Source organism: Gracilimonas sediminicola, from assembly GCF_024320785.1.
Classification (GTDB): Bacteria; Bacteroidota; Rhodothermia; order Balneolales; family Balneolaceae; genus Gracilimonas; species Gracilimonas sediminicola.
This window is the reverse complement of the sequence record NZ_JANDBC010000001.1, coordinates 942,248-958,012: the sequence shown is the minus strand read 5'-3', so window position 1 is coordinate 958,012 and position 15,765 is coordinate 942,248. Positions and strand designations below refer to the sequence as shown.

Annotated in this window: 8 protein-coding genes; 7 read left to right on the top strand and 1 reads right to left on the bottom strand. The window is 43.7% G+C overall.

The genetic code is table 11. The features are described 5' to 3' along the window. Nucleotides 1–257 precede the first annotated feature (257 nt). Together NM125_RS04345 and NM125_RS04340 are read left to right on the top strand one after the other, a co-directional pair. Complete coding sequence (locus NM125_RS04345; RefSeq protein WP_255133225.1) at nt 258–635, top strand: hypothetical protein; 378 nt, start codon at nt 258–260, stop codon at nt 633–635. A gap of 3 nt (nt 636–638) precedes the next feature. Continuing rightward, complete coding sequence (locus NM125_RS04340; protein WP_255133223.1) at nt 639–1,037, top strand: hypothetical protein; 399 nt, start codon at nt 639–641, stop codon at nt 1,035–1,037. 73 nt (nt 1,038–1,110) lie between these two features. Here the strand turns inward: NM125_RS04340 and asd are convergent, their stop codons facing one another. Beyond that, a complete protein-coding gene (gene asd, locus NM125_RS04335; RefSeq protein WP_255133221.1) occupies nt 1,111–2,163 on the bottom strand; it encodes an aspartate-semialdehyde dehydrogenase in 1,053 nt (350 codons plus the stop codon). A 548-nt stretch (nt 2,164–2,711) separates the two neighbouring features. On the opposite strand from asd, the gene NM125_RS04330 reads away from it, so the two are divergent. From NM125_RS04330 to NM125_RS04310, 5 genes are all read left to right on the top strand, one after another. Continuing rightward, a complete protein-coding gene (locus tag NM125_RS04330; RefSeq protein WP_255133219.1) occupies nt 2,712–3,974 on the top strand; it encodes a spinster family MFS transporter in 1,263 nt (420 codons plus the stop codon). A 131-nt stretch (nt 3,975–4,105) separates the two neighbouring features. Beyond that, nucleotides 4,106–7,123, top strand: a complete 3,018-nt coding sequence (locus NM125_RS04325) for a sensor histidine kinase (RefSeq protein WP_255133217.1) — start codon at nt 4,106–4,108, stop codon at nt 7,121–7,123. Continuing rightward, complete coding sequence (locus NM125_RS04320; RefSeq protein WP_255133215.1) at nt 7,108–7,758, top strand: response regulator transcription factor; 651 nt, start codon at nt 7,108–7,110, stop codon at nt 7,756–7,758. The genes NM125_RS04325 and NM125_RS04320 overlap by 16 nt, the downstream gene beginning before the upstream one ends. A gap of 172 nt (nt 7,759–7,930) precedes the next feature. Further along, nucleotides 7,931–8,290 carry a response regulator gene (locus tag NM125_RS04315; protein ID WP_255133213.1) on the top strand — a complete coding sequence of 120 codons (360 nt, stop codon included), beginning with the start codon at nt 7,931–7,933 and terminating at the stop codon, nt 8,288–8,290. Nucleotides 8,291–8,300: 10 nt separating this feature from the next. Next, complete coding sequence (locus NM125_RS04310) at nt 8,301–15,644, top strand: BspA family leucine-rich repeat surface protein (protein ID WP_255133211.1); 7,344 nt, start codon at nt 8,301–8,303, stop codon at nt 15,642–15,644. The last annotated feature ends 121 nt before the right edge of the window (nt 15,645–15,765 follow it).

The following is a 15,765-nucleotide window of genomic DNA, read 5'->3' as shown; positions in this document are numbered from 1 at the left end:
TATTTAGCCAATTAAAACAATTGTTTAATGACTTGCAGGAAAAAATATTCCCGGTAAAAAAATAGGGTAAAAGGATGTTCCACCTTTTACCCCTGGAAGGACATTGAGAATGTTGTGTCATTCTCAAGGCAATGATTAGTTTTCTCTTTTGTTAGCTGTTTAGTTAGAGCGATGAAACGCGCACTCCTTACAGATTTTTTGTACTTTTTTAGAAGTTTTTTAAAACACACCTAAATCATTAAAAATCAGTAACGCATATGCGAAGTCTTCCTTTTTCTATCGAAAATTTAAACGGCGGATTCATGAAAGTGGAGGGAATTCTGCGCGTGGAAGGAGAGAATCTGGTGTTTGAATTCCAGAAAAAAGACGCTGTGGTTGAGGCCTATCAGTCTGAACTTCGGACTGAAACCATACCGCTATCGGAGCTGGATATGCTGGAGTATAAAAAGGGATGGTTTAGCGGGAAGCTGATTTTGCATGGTAAAAGGGCATCATCTTTTGGGGATTTGCCGGGTAAGGAATTAACTGAACGCGTATTAAAAGTAAAAAGGAAGCACCGAAATGTAGCAGCCAGCATCTCATCCAATCTGAACCTGAAGCTTTCCGAACAAAAACTAAACGAGCTGGAAGATTAAACCATGAGCATTCCTTTTAACTATTCGATGTATGAAACCGAAGATGTAAAAGTGGAGGTTAAGGAGGTAAAGGGAATTCTGAGCTTCCTGGATGGAGAGCTGCTATTTGAGTACAAAGTGTATGATATGATGGGGAACGGATTGAGTAACCTGAGCAAGTTTTCCATACAGCTCGACCACATCAAAAAGATACAGTATAAGAAAGGACTCCTGTTTTTTACCGGAGGCAAATTAATTATCGAAGCCAACCAATGGGCGTTTTTTGAACCATTGCCGGGCAGCGAGCAGGGAAAGATTAAATTGAATATCAAACGAAACGACAAGAACGAAGCGATCCGGTTTTCCACCAAAATAAACCTGTATATGTCGCAGAAACGCCTCGGGGATATGGAAGGGGAATAAATTCCAAGCACCAAGTACCAAGTACCAAATCCAATGATCAATTAATTGTAAATTGGGATTTGGAGCTTGAGATTTATTTTAAATATCCTTTTTTGGTTAGCAATTCCGCATTTAAAATGGCACCGCCGGCCGCACCACGAATGGTGTTGTGAGCCATAGCCACAAAGCTGACATCAAATACATCGGCCTTTCTCAATCGCCCTAAATGCAGCTGCATCCCATTCTCCCAATCTGCATGGAGGCGGGGTTGTGGGTAATACTCATTGTCGTGAAGGTTGTAGAGTGCTTTCGGTGAGAAAGGCAGACCCAATTCGGCAACAGGATTCCGGTAGTTTTGGTAGGCTTTTTTCAGCTCCTCCAAATCAGCCGGAGGATTTTCCAGCTTCACGGTAGCTGAAATCATATGTCCGTTGATGGACGGGACACGGGTTGCAGTAGCCTGTACGTCAAAATCCGGAAGTGATAGGGAGTCTTCGTTCAGTGTGCTTAATAATTTTCGTGTTTCAGGTCCAACCTTAGGCTCTTCTCCGGAAATAAAAGGAACCACGTTACCAAGAATATCCAGGCTGGCTACACCGGGATACCCGGCTCCTGAAACCGCCTGCATGGTGGTAAGGATAAGAGCTTCAATTCCAAATGAATCAAACAATGGTTTTAGCGCCAGCGATAACGGCACGGCCACACAATTCGGGTTGGTCACAATCCAGCCCTTCCCATCTTTACTAAACGACTGGGTTTTAATAAGGTCGGTATGATCCGGGTTGATTTCCGGTATCAGCAGCGGAACCGTTGGGTCCTGCCGGTAGTTTTTTGCATTAGAAATGACCGGAATCCCGGCTTCTGCAAAAGCTTTTTCGATATCACCGGCAACGGATGAATCCAGCCCGGAAAACACAAAATCCACGTTACTAAATTCGCCGGGTTCACAATTTTTGACGATGGTGTCTTTGATGTGCTCGGGCAATACCACATCTTCAATCCAGTTGGCAGCATCTTTATACTTCTTTCCGGCCGAACGTTCCGAAGCACCCAGTGCCTCGATTTCGAACCAGGGGTGCCCCTGAAGCAAGCGAATAAATTTTTGGCCAACAGCGCCTGTAGCGCCCAGAATTCCAACTTTCATCATTGTGATTGAGTAGAGGGTTAAATCAAAATTTTGTGAACCTTAAAAATAAACATTCTGCACCCTTTATGTGATAGTTTTATTGAAAGTTTTTTTGATTGACATAGGCAGGTAAGAAGGAGTGTTTGCCATTAACAAGGTGAGGAATAGAACGCGGATGAAACAGGTAGGGATGATATTCGCGGACTATGTTTAGGATATCGGCCTTTCTTCATTCATTAACACCATTGTCATCATTCCGGCCCTGAGCCGGAATCTGAAATAGCCTCGATGTTAAAGAAGAATTGGTTGTGTCGGCAATCGTTGCTCATCAAGTAAATCCCGTCATCCTTCAAATCAAGGTTCATAACACAGTTGTTGAACCTTGATTTGTGGGATTTTAGGATTACCATGATTGGATTTTATCAGCGAACGTCAGCCCTATCCACTCATCCGTGTTCTATAAAGAAGAGACTTGAACCCTGATTTACAGGTTAAAGAGATTACCATGATGAATTAACGGTTAAACGCTCAATGTTGAATGTTCCTTGTTGGGTGTTATCTTTGGGGCCATGAAATTCATATATGAAACGCTCGAAGCTAAATCTCCCAAATTCTATGCCTGGCTGGTGTTGGGGTTACTATCCCTTATCTATATCTCCAGCTTTGTGGACCGGCAGATTGTGGCCGTGTTGGGAACGGCCATCCGTGATGACCTTGGCTTCAGCAACACGCAAATCGGGGTGTTGTACGGACCGGCTTTTTCCCTGATTTATGCCATCTGCGGAATATTCATGGGGTGGTTTGCTGATCAGTTTTCCCGTAAGCGAATCATTCTGACAGGTTTATTAATTTGGAGCCTGATGACGGTGGCCAGCGGATTTGCCAGCTCGTTCCTGTTTCTGGTTACGGCCCGGTTTTTTGTAGGGGTGAGTCAGTCGGCATTAAGTCCGGCCGTATATTCGTTGCTGGCCGATTACTTCCCGCCCGAAAAAAGGGCACGGGTATTCTCATTATATGCATCCGGGATATTTGTAGGGGTAGGACTTTCATTCCTGATTGGCGGTTCTGTTGCTGAACTCTACGACTGGCGGGTAGCCATGAAAACTGTAGGCTGGCCGGGACTGGTTTTAGTAGTCATTGGCTTTTTGTTGATTCGTGAGCCGAAACGTAAATCAGGCAAAAGTGAGCGTTCGGCCTTGCAATTCTTCAGCGTGCTGAAATTCATTCTCCAAAAGAAAACGGTGCGTTATCATCTGGCGGGATTTTCCCTTCTGGCACTCAGCGGATACACCATTCTCGCTTTTATCGGGACTGTGCTTAATGATACTTTTGAAATGCCTTCACTAATTTCTCAATACGGCTGGTTTATGTTTGCAACCGGGGTTAGTGTAAATGCATCCGGCTGGCTGGCCGATTACTTTGCGAAAAAATGGGGAGCTGAAAAGCGTTTTGTGATGGGAATAGTAGCAGCCCTGGGTGGACTCCCATTCTATTATTTCGGGTTGATGGCCGAGTCGGCTTTGGTGGCATTCTTGTTGGTGGGATTTGCCAATGTCATATCCTCTTCCTACAACGGTGTGGCCGCTGCGCTCATCCAATATTTCGTGAAATCCGACATGCGTGGGATGGCCAGCGCGGTCTATTTGTTTGTCGTGAGCATCGTAGGTTTTGGAATTGGTCCTCCCGTAACCGGATGGATGATCGATCATATTTTTACCGGTGTTTATGGACCTTCGAAAGCACTGCTGTTGGTATTTACGGTATGTGGGGTGTTGGCCACCTTTTGCTTCCTTCAAGCCATGAAGAGTTATGATGAAGATGTGGTGGAATAGTGTTTAAGCTACCCGACAAATCAAAAATCGGTTAATAGTGAAACTGAGGGGGATTAAATTTTGCCAATGATAAGGGTTTATGTTTGTTAATCATCAACAGCTGTGTATTTTCGACAATATCATTTTATTGTATGAAGGGCATAGCAGCAACTGGTTTCTTATCGATAGTAATTTTTTTAGTAATGGGGTCTCAGGCACTCTCCCAAAGTGCAGAGTCACCCAATTATGTTGTTACCCAATTTGGACTTAACGAAGGCCTTCCTCAAAGTTCAGTAAATGATATCATTCAAACTAAAGATGGTTACCTATGGATGGCTACCTATGGGGGATTGGTGCGTTTTGATGGCAATTCATTTACGGTATTCAATAAGTCTAACTTAAAAGGATTGGCGACTGAGCGTATTCTCGAATTATTTGAAGACCGGAAGGGGGGGATTTGGTTATTTCTGGAAGGTGATTTGGGGTATGTACAGCGGTATATAGGCGGCAAGATAGAAACGTATGATTTTGGAAAGCAAGGAGGCAGCCGGATTGAGTTAAACGAAGATGAGAGGGGAGTGCTCTGGGCGACTGCGTATGGAGATACCTATCGTTTTACAGGAACTGAATTTGAAAAGAAAGAACTAATTGTTGATTCCGATTTAGCCGAAGTAATCAAGAATGATAGTTTAGGTATTTGGCTTGCATACGAGTATAAAATTGTGAAGACGGCAGGCGACAGCGTTATTCAGATAGAGGATTACGAGAATGAGGAAAAGAATGCCCATCTTGGATATATAGAAGTTATTGAATACCCAAAACACTCAGGCCAGCTGTTCATCGGAACGGTTGATAATGGGGTACTCATTCAAAATGGAAATTCCCGTCAGGTATTTAATACAGAAAACGGGGCAAGCAACAATAATTTTGTTCGGTTTGAGAGATTTGATGAAGAGAAACTCATCATTAATTTCCCCGGCGACATCCTTATTTGGGAAGAAGATAAATTCAGGCAAATGACTCCGATTCCCGGGCAGCTGAATGTTATTTATCGGAGTGTTTTAAAGGATAACGAAGGGAATTATTGGTTTGGGACAGACGGAGATGGATTATTTAAACTCCGGTCAACTCCAATTCATATGATCGACATAGATCAGGGCTTAAATAATGAGAAAATGCTTTCTCTGGCTCAATTAAACGATGGAAAAGCTCTTTTTGCAACTAATTGCGGGGGTATTTACTATTGGGACGGACTCAAAGCTACCTATCCAAATTTAAACGAAATATTCGAAGGAAAATGTAACTGGGCAGTATATCAGGATACAAAAGAAAGAATTTGGATTGGTTCAAATGATTTACGTTATCTCCCGACTTTGGAAGGACCGGCTATAACTTTTGGTGATGAAGATGGATTCACTGCAGGTAGAGTTTTTGGAATATCAGAAGATACAAAGGGTCAAATTTGGGTGCTCACTGATGATGGGGTTTTTGTTTACAAGGGAGATTATTTTAAGAATCTGACAAGAGAAGACGGGCTTTACTACAATAGTGTCCGAACGATATTTGAAGATAGCCGTGGAAGAATGTGGATTGGTACAAGGGCCGGCTTAAACAGAATCGATGGCGGGGAAATGAAAAAAATTGAATTATTGAGTAATGAACCGGGCTCTTTTCAAGAAAAACAACCACCGGTTCGCGCAATTTTTGAAGATGGCAATGGCTACATCTGGGTAGGAACATATGGGAATGGACTTTACAGGGTGGACGGTAATAAGGTTTTAAATATTACTGAAGAGGATGGTTTGTACGACAATATTATCTCTCATATAGTTGAAGATGGGGAAGGTAATTTTTGGATGGGCAGTAATCGTGGCATATCGAGTGTTAAGAGAAGCGACTTGAATGGCTTTTTAGACGGTGAAATTGATCACATACCATCCAATTCTTACGGAGCAGCTGATGGCATGAATTCTGCTGAAACAAACGGGGGATTTCAGCCAAGTACTTTTACCGATTCTTTAGGTCGTATTTATTTTCCTACCGTAGCCGGCGTAGCTGTGGTAAACCCCGGGTTAGTCAGGAAAAATGAGGTGTCGCCGCGGGTTTATATCGAAAAGCTAAATACAGATGAGGGGCCTGTTGAGCTTTCTTCTGGTATATCACTATCCTACAACACTTCATATTTGGAAATTTTATATACAGCTATAAGCTTTTCAGAACCTGGAAAGGTGGAGTTCCGGTATAAAATGGAAGGTTTGAATGATGATTGGATCGAGGTAGGAAATCGAAGAGAAGCACTCTACTCAAAGATCCCGCCCGGCAATTATACGTTTAGAGTGATTGCCGGTAATAGCGATGGAGTTTGGAATATGGAGGGAGCTTCATTAGCCATTACGGTTGTACCACCTTTCTGGCAAACTACATGGTTTTATACGTTAATGGGGCTATTGGTAGCTGGTGCTGGTGGCCTTGTCTATTATTTGAGAATAGAGCAGCTGAAAAGACAGAATGCACGACAAAAGCGCTTTACCGAACAGCTTATTGAATCGGAGGAGCAGGAAAGAAAGCGGATTGCATCTGAACTACACGATAGTCTTGGCCAGCAAATTTTAGTTATAAAAAACAGGGCAGAGCTTGCTCGAAAATTTGTTGATCAACCTGCGGAACTGGACGAACAGCTTGATGAAATTATGCAAAGTGCGGTTACCTCTATTGAGGACGTCCGGTCTATTTCTCATGGATTACGTCCGGTTCACCTTGAGAAATTTGGACTCACTGAAGCTTTGAACAATTTATGCAGTCAGGTTCAGGACTCCTCTTCTATAGAATGGAGTTACCATGTGGACGATATTGATGAGGTGATATCCAAAGACAAAGAAATCAACTTCTACAGAGTTATTCAGGAAGGGATAACCAATATTTTTAAACATTCAAAAGCTTCGGAAGCATCTGTAATTATCCGAAGGGCAGAACCCGGATTAAAAGCTATGATATGGGATAATGGTGCTGGATTTGATCCTGACGATAAATTAAATGCAGGTGGGCTTGGTTTGTCAGGGATGAATGAACGGGTTGAAACTCTCGGGGGTACCTTATCGATTGATTCGGGGAAGACGGAAGGAACTACAATCACAATAGTTATACCGGTTAAAGAATGGGCAATGTCGTAAAAACGTTGATAGCTGATGACCATCCTCTGATGAGGAATGGACTTCAGCAGGTTTTGGAAGGCCATGAAGATTTTGAAATTATAACTGCCGAAAACGGGAAGGAGGCTTTGGATCTTATTCGCACGCAAAGCCCTCAAATTGCCATACTCGATATTGAAATGCCGGAGCTGACAGGCTTTGAAGTAGCTAAACAGGTGTATCATGAAGGCATATCCATCGACATCATTTTTCTGACCATGTACAAAGATGAGTCTCTTTTCAACAAAGCCATGGATATTGGCGTGAAAGGTTATGTACTCAAAGAAAACACGGTTTCGGAAATCATTCAGTGCGTTCAAACGGTACTCAGTGGAAAACACTACCTCAGTCCCGCCATATCTGAATTTCTCATCAGGAGAAATAGTAAACTTGTAGCCCCGGCAAGTGATAAGGATGGTCTCAATTCGTTGACAAAAACCGAAAAAAACATCATAAAGCAACTGGCTGAGATGAAAACCAGCCAGGAAATTGCCGATGAGAATAACGTTAGCATTAAAACTATTCAGAATCACCGCAACAACATTTGTAACAAACTGGGCCTCAGTGGAACTCATGCTCTTCTTAAATACGCGGTAGAACACGCATCGAAGTTATAAAAACCCGGTTTCTATACTTCGTTAAGCATATTTGGGTAGTTGTACCTATACGAATGAGTAGCTCTTCCCATTGATATAGGTGTTCTTAAAATGCAGTTTTAGCGATGCTGGGGTGCATACCGGATTTTTGGCTTATCGGGGTACATCCTTTCTCATAGAAATAATTCTATCAATGAACATAATGATTGTGGACGACCATGCGGATATGCGTCGCATGCTAAGGAATTTAGTTTGTGTTTTTAAAGGCGCATCTACACGGGTCACAGAATGTGAAACCGGGGAACAGGCGGTAGCTCAATATGAGCTCCTGAAACCCGATTGTGTACTTATGGATATCGAGCTGGGCACTATGTCCGGTTTTGAAGCCACAAAGAAAATAAACCAGCTGGATTCCGCCGCAAACGTGGTGATTGTGACCAGTCACGACAATCACATATTCAGAACCAAATCAGAAGAACTCAAGGTCAAAGGCTATGTCACTAAAGATAAGCTGTTTGACCTTGCACTCATTTTACACACCATCAACTCCTAATACCAGGACTATGAAAACCGCTATTACGTTGGCATTTAAATCTATACTTTTTTTGTTAATCATCGGGGTGAACCCGGCTTTTGCCCAGTTCGGGCCTCCGCCATCCGGGCCAATTGCTGATTTTGTTGAGATCAGCGGAACCCTGGAAGTCGGCGAAACCCTTACCGGCAGTTATGAATACAACGACCCGGATGGCTTTCCTGAAGATGGGTCAACCTACCAGTGGTACCGGGCTGATGACGAATTTGGTAGCGGATGGACGGCAATTACCGGGGCTACAGATACTCTATACACCCTGGTAGTGGCCGATGATGGTAAATATATTAGTTTTGAAGTGACTCCTTCTAACGGCACGGACACCGGTATGCCGGCAGAAAGTATGCTGGAAGGACCGGTAGGCTCAAGCTCTGGCGGTGGGGGGAATACACCACCTGTGGCAAGTAATGTTTCTTTTTCAGGTACTTTGGAAGTGGGATCAATATTAACCGGTTCCTATGATTATAGCGATGCCGATAGTGATCCTGAAAGTGGCTCTGTATATACATGGAACCGTAGTGATGATGGAGCAGGGAGCGGAAAGACTCCAATTCCGACAGCCGATGCAGCTACCTACACGTTGACAAGCGCTGATGAAGGTAAATACATTAGTTTTTCGGTGATCCCAAGTGATGGCACCGATGCAGGTACTCAAGAGGAAAGTGCACTTCAGGGTCCTGTTGCAGCTGAGCCAACAACACCTGCGGTTAGCTTTGCCGGAGGTACCGGAAGTGAAGCCGACCCATACCAGGTGGCAACACTTCAGCAGCTGCAAGCACTGAAAGACGGCCCTTCTTTACATTTTGTATTGAACAATGACTTGGATGCATCTGCGACCTCTACCTGGAACTCAGGAGCAGGATTTGTACCCATTGGAGGCGATTCCCCCTTTACCGGAAGTTTTGATGGACAAGGATTTGTAATTACAGGATTGACTGTTAACCGCTCAACAGAAGATTATGCAGGACTGTTTGCCGTTATTGGTGATGGCGGATCAGTCAAAAATATTGGTTTAGAACAACTTTCAATTACCGGAGGTGGAAATACCGGGGGACTGGCCGGTGAGAATAATGGAACCATTTCAGGTAGTTATGCCGATGGAGATGTGGATGGATCAGCCATTGTAGGGGGACTTGTTGGGCTAAACAATTCCAGTATAACGCAAAGCTACTCGGCAGGTACGGTAGATGGTACGCAGGACATTGGAGGTTTGGTTGGGCTTCATAGCCTGGGCACGATATCTGAAAGTTACTCCACCAGTGATGCCACCGGAACGGCCAATAACGTGGGTGGATTGATTGGTTTTAGCTACGACAATGTGGAAAATAGTTATGCCACCGGTTCTGTAAGTGGTGATACAAACGTGGGGGGCTTTGCCGGAAACTATAACAGCGGTACGGTAAGCAACAGTTATTCCACAGGTGCGGTTACAGGTAGTTCAAATGTAGGGGGTTTTATTGGTCAAAAAAACAGCTTTGCCGCAGCTAGTAATTCTTTTTGGGATACCCAGACTAGTGGTCAGGCGGCTGCAACCGGTATTGGCAGCACCACCGGTATTACCGGTCAAACAACCACCGAAATGCAAACACAAAGTACCTTCACAGATGCCGGCTGGGACTTTACAGATATCTGGGCGATGAGCGGGTATCCTTCTCTTAAGGCATTTGTAGGGAATACAGCTCCGGTTGTGACAAATGCTGTTGCTGACTTTTCGGTAAACGAGGATAGCTCTGTAGACCCCATCAATTTCACCGATGTATTTAGTGATAACGAAGATAATGATGCGGATTTGACGTACTCATTGGTATCAAATACCAATACTTCGTTAGTGCTCACCTCGGTTGACAATACTCAGGATATCTTGGGCTTTCTTTTGCAATCGAATGCTAATGGGTCGACAGATATCACTATTCAGGCTGAAGACAGTGAAGGGTTGACCGTACAACATAGTTTTACTATTACCGTGAACCCGGTGAATGATGGTCCTGTATTTACTTTAGCCGGAGACCAATCTTCAAACGAGGACGCTGGTGAACAAACAGTAGAAAACTTTTTGACGGTTAGTTCTAAAGGAGCAGCAGACGAGTCTGCGCAGGTTTTAAATTTAGCTGTTGAGACGGATAATGAAGCCTTATTCTCAGCTCAGCCATCCATTGATCTTAACACAGGAACTCTTAACTACACGGCTTCGTCCGATAGTAGTGGCACGGCTACCGTTACGGTAACACTGAGTGACGACGGCGGTACAGGAAATGGTGGTACCGATCAAACGGTAAAAACATTTCTAATCACAGTAAACCCTGTGAATGACGCACCATATGCTAAAATTACCTATGGAAACCCTGTTGTGCTAAATACTTCAGGGTTATTTTCACAGGCTCTTTTTATAGCATATTTTGAGCCAGGCCCTTCTAATGAATCCGGTCAGAAGCCATTGGAATATGCTGTTAGTACTGAGGATTCAAGTTTGTTTGAGGTCCAACCAGAGATCGTAATTGCTGGTACTGGATATTCAGGTGGTTACGAATACGCGGGTACATTAACATTTACTCCTTTACCGGATACAACCGGAGTCGCTGTAGTTAGCGTTAAAGTAATTGATGATGGAGGTACAGATAATGGGGGAGAAGATAGTTATGAAATAGGATTTACCATCACTATTAATCAGGGTAACAGAGCACCTGTTGCCAGCAATGCAGCCATTTCCGGCTATCCTAAAACAGGAGAAACCATTGCGGCTACCTATGATTTTGAAGATGCAGATGGCGATGACAATGCCGGAGCCAGCTTCCAGTGGTATAGAAAAGTGTATGGTGAGTACGGGAGCTCTTCTGAAGCAAAAATAGATGGAGCAACAGACTCTTTATACATCATTATCAGTACGGATAATTTTACCGACCTGCGAGTGGAAGTGGTCCCGTTTGATGGAACGGCGTATGGTGATACCATAACCAGTGGATATGTGAAAGCAAATCCATTTGAAGGAGGTTCCGGAACGGAAGCTGATCCGTACCTGATCTCCACGGCAGATCAGCTGAATGTAATGAGAGATGTGTATTCCGAACAACCCTATAATTTAGATGGCCATTTTAAACTGATAAATGATATCAACCTTGATGTAGCTCCATACAATGAAGGAGAGGGTTGGATTCCGATTACTAGAGGCGAATCTGTATGGTTTCTTGGAAGTCTGGATGGAGACAATCATACCATTACCGGATTGTACATTAACAGCACGGCGCAACAAGAATATGTAGGCTTGATCGGTGCGCATTCGGGAACTGTTCGCAACCTTAAGCTTGAAGAGGTCAATTTACGAGGTACCACAGTAGGTCCTATAGGATATGTATCAGGCGGAACGGTATCTAATGTACATGTAACTGGTACAGTTTCCGGGCCAACCGCAGGGGGTATAGCCGGAGCGTTATGGAATGATGGATCTATTATAGAAAGTTCTTTTGTGGGAACAGTTACCGGAACCGATGTTGGTGGTATTTCCGGTGATATTGAATCGTATGGCGATGAAAATACATTCATTAGCAAAAGCTATTCAACCGGATCAGTTTCAGGCGAAAGAGCTGGTGGTATTGTAGGTAGTGTAACTGATGGAGGTACAATTTCTGACAGTTATTCACTGGCAACAGTATCAGGAAGTACTTTTGAAGGCGGTATTGTTGGCTTTAATGGAGCAACCCAAACCCATAATTACTTTGCAGGCACACTTTCAGACGTAGAGTCCAACGCCTACTGGAACACAAGTGGTGAGCAAACTACGGATGTTTCCACTGGTGCGATGAAAGACTCTCTTACTTTTGCAAATGCAGGCTTTGATTTTGAAAACATCTGGGCAATTGTAACAGGAGATTCGGTGAGTTATCCATATTTGCAGGCTAATCCTCAGAGCCCAATCCCGGGCAAAGATGAAGCCATTACCGCTCCTCTTTCATTATCTCTATCAACCCCAATGAGTGCTGTTCCAGGTACAGAGATTGTTCTGTATGGCTCCGGGTTTAGCAAATCGCCCTCCGAACATTCAGTTATGTTAACAAAAGTTGGAGAAACTTCAGGTACCTCTGTAGTTCCCAAATCAGTTGCAGGAACAACGCTTTTGACTATTGATCTGCCGGTAAATATGACGGGAGGAAAATATCAGGTCAGCGTTACCAATGAAAAAGGAACAGCTACTTTAGCAAAGACATTTTCCGTGATCGTTAAAGAAGGTAATGTAAGGTTAGATAGCCTGAATGCATCGGTGGCTGGTGTTGGTTTGTCAACTTCCAGTTTTGGAGATGTAGATGCAGATGGCGACGATGACCTCTTCATTTCTGGTGTAGATGGCGATAACTCATTTATATCTTCGATTTACCTTAATGATGGAGTAGGTCATTTTACCGAGAGCACAAGTGATCTGGTTGGTTTGTACTATGGCTCCTCTGAATTTGGTGATATGGACGGTGATGGAGATCTGGATATCATCATGACAGGGCAGGAAGAAAATGGTACTCCAAACGCATTAATCTATAAGAATACACCAAGCGGCTTCACAGCCCTGGAAGCAACTAATTTGGAAGGAGTATTTGGTGGAACATCATCCTGGGGAGATATGGATGGAGATGGTGACCTGGATCTTGTATTGACAGGTAACAATGAGAATGACAGTACGACAACAACGGTTTACCGTAATTTGGGCGATGATTCCTTTACGGCTAACCAATTGAGTGATACAGGATTAATTCTGGGGGCGACAACCTGGGGAGACATCGATGGAGATGGTGACCTGGACCTTATCGTAACTGGAAGCAATAATAAAAGCGAATTGTTAACGAACATCTATGAGAATGACGGATCAGGTGCCTTTACACTTTTAGAAGCTCAGCTTAAGGGTGTATTGAAAGGCGATATACAATTGGTTGATGTCAATCAAGATGGCATCCGAGACTTGTTACTTGCTGGTATCGATACTTCAGCGCAGTTAGTCTCCTACCGTTATAAAAACAACGGAGATGGTTCTTTTACCCTTTTGAACAGCCAAGTCAATTGGATAGAGTTTGATATATTTGCAGAAGCTGGTTATTCAAAACTAACTGATATCGATGGTGATGGTGATTTGGATATCATGGTCTCCGGTATGATTTCAAAAGAAACTGCCACTACACTTGTCTCAGGATATACTGACGTGTTTATCAACGATGGATCATATACCTATTCACCTCTTGGCATAGATCTTAAAAATATGTATTACAGTCATCTGAACGTGAACGACCTCGACAATGATGGAGATTTAGATCTTTTCATAACAGGGTCAAGTGAAGAAGGAGTTCAAGCTATTATTTATGAAAATACATACGGCGGTAAGTTCTATTTCGCAGAAAATGGGGTTACCATCAAGGCCTACCCGGGAACACAGGTAGATGAAAGCGATGTACTCGAAGTTGAAGGCGAGAACACAACCTTTACGCTTAGAGATCGCAGTGGGCTGGATAGCTTATTACTTGAAGATTCAAACAACGCGGACCTTGAAACAAGTGTGACAACCGGCATCACGGACATGCGTAAGTTATTTGATGGACTAACTTCCTTTAATCAGGATATAAGCAGTTGGGATGTTTCTTCAGTGACACAAATGGATTCCATGTTCCACCGCGCATTGAGGTTTAACCAACCTATAGGTGATTGGGATGTTTCATCCGTTACCGATATGACAGGGATGTTTGCTGCGACAGCTGCCTTTGATCAGCCTATCGGGGACTGGGATGTTTCTAATGTTACGAGTATGTATAACATGTTTTATGGGAACAGGGCCTTCAACCAGGAGCTCGGCGACTGGAATGTGTCAAAGGTTACAAATATGATGAACATGTTTTTTGGAGCCGTTTCTTTTAACAAGCCCTTAAACGATTGGGATGTCTCATCAGTAACCAATATGTACAGCATGTTTGCTGCTACACGTCGGGTAAATATCCGGTTCACTGCAACCAGGTTTAATCAACCTCTGGACAAATGGGATGTATCGAATGTGACGAATATGGCGTTTATGTTTGCGTCTTCCCAGTTCAATCAGGATCTAAGTTCTTGGAACACGGAATCAGTAACCAATATGAATGCGATGTTTGTAAATGCATACCGCTTTAATAACGGTTATGCTCCCGGAAGCAGTTCAAGTAAAGTAGCTACTGGTGGAAGCCAAAAAATGTTTGATAACTCATTATCATGGGATGTTTCAAATGTTAATAGCATGTCTGGCATGTTTAGGGGAGCGAAATCCTTTAATGGCAAACTAAATAATAAAACAGGAGAAGCGTGGGATGTATCCGAGACCCGGGAAATGAAAAATATGTTTTATGGGGCGGCTTCATTCAATCAGGACTTAAGCGGGTTTGATCCTGTCAACGTAGTCTGTTTTGGAGGATATGAGTTATATGAATTCCCGGATGGCAGACAGGTTGAGTTTGGCTATGGTGCTCCATGTGATGACGATCCATATAGTCTCGGAAAGGTTAAAACAACAGCCAGTGAAAGCATATCAGGATTTATGACTGGCTCAGGAATGAACTCAGAAAACGCCAGCAAGATGTTCGTAGAATGGGCCAAGCTGGATCTGCAGGACAGTGTGAGTATCGATATCGGTGATATAGAACTCAATGAAGCCGGGGCAAACGCCATGAAAGCTATGCGTGAGGCCAATAACATTTCCGTTGCCTGGGGTGGGCAGCAGGGCGTGAATGACAAACCGGTGTTCTCCGACTTGCCTAATCCGTTTGAGATAGCTACCGAAGACACCCGTATTCTGAACCTCTGGGAGTATGTGAGTGATGCGACCACGCCGAATGAGCAACTGCAATTCAGCTTCGGTATCGTATCAGATACTGCCGAAACGGTTGGCTTTGATAATGCCAGCGGCGAGCTTTCGATTACTACCAGAGCCGAAGCGGATACTTTCTTTGTAGCCATCCAGGTGGCTAACAACGAGAACATCGTGTCGCTGGATACCCTGGAAGTACGCACCGACCCGAATTTTATAACTTCAGCTGAACTTATGGCTCAGATTCCGGAGGACTTCAAATTGCATCAAAACTACCCGAACCCGTTTAACCCAACTACCATAATTCGCTATGGCGTACCGCAAAGCAGTGAGGTCCGCCTTGAAGTATTCGATATGCTGGGCCGTAAAGTAGCCACACTGGTGAACGGAGAACGGCAGCGGGCCGGCTGGCATCAAGTCAATTTCGATGCCTCCCGACTGGCTTCCGGTATGTATCTCTACCGTATTGTGGCCGGTAAGTATGTGCAAACTCGCAAGATGATGCTGATTAAATAAATCACCTTTTTAAACCTGACCTTTACAAACCCTGCTCATTTATGTGAGCAGGGTTTTTTGTTTTGTCAATATTTTTTTCGCATTGAGTTTTATACTATTGGTAGCTGAGGGTAATTTTGAT

What these genes read in the sequence shown, in the direction of transcription:
- NM125_RS04345 (WP_255133225.1), top strand. Translation starts at nt 258, where the DNA reads ATGCGAAGTCTTCCTTTTTCTATCGAAAATTTAAACGGCGGATTCATG.
- NM125_RS04310 (WP_255133211.1), top strand. Translation starts at nt 8,301, where the DNA reads ATGAAAACCGCTATTACGTTGGCATTTAAATCTATACTTTTTTTGTTA.
- NM125_RS04315 (WP_255133213.1), top strand. Translation starts at nt 7,931, where the DNA reads ATGAACATAATGATTGTGGACGACCATGCGGATATGCGTCGCATGCTA.
- asd (WP_255133221.1), bottom strand. Translation starts at nt 2,163, where the DNA reads ATGATGAAAGTTGGAATTCTGGGCGCTACAGGCGCTGTTGGCCAAAAA.
- NM125_RS04330 (WP_255133219.1), top strand. Translation starts at nt 2,712, where the DNA reads ATGAAATTCATATATGAAACGCTCGAAGCTAAATCTCCCAAATTCTAT.
- NM125_RS04340 (WP_255133223.1), top strand. Translation starts at nt 639, where the DNA reads ATGAGCATTCCTTTTAACTATTCGATGTATGAAACCGAAGATGTAAAA.
- NM125_RS04320 (WP_255133215.1), top strand. Translation starts at nt 7,108, where the DNA reads ATGGGCAATGTCGTAAAAACGTTGATAGCTGATGACCATCCTCTGATG.
- NM125_RS04325 (WP_255133217.1), top strand. Translation starts at nt 4,106, where the DNA reads ATGAAGGGCATAGCAGCAACTGGTTTCTTATCGATAGTAATTTTTTTA.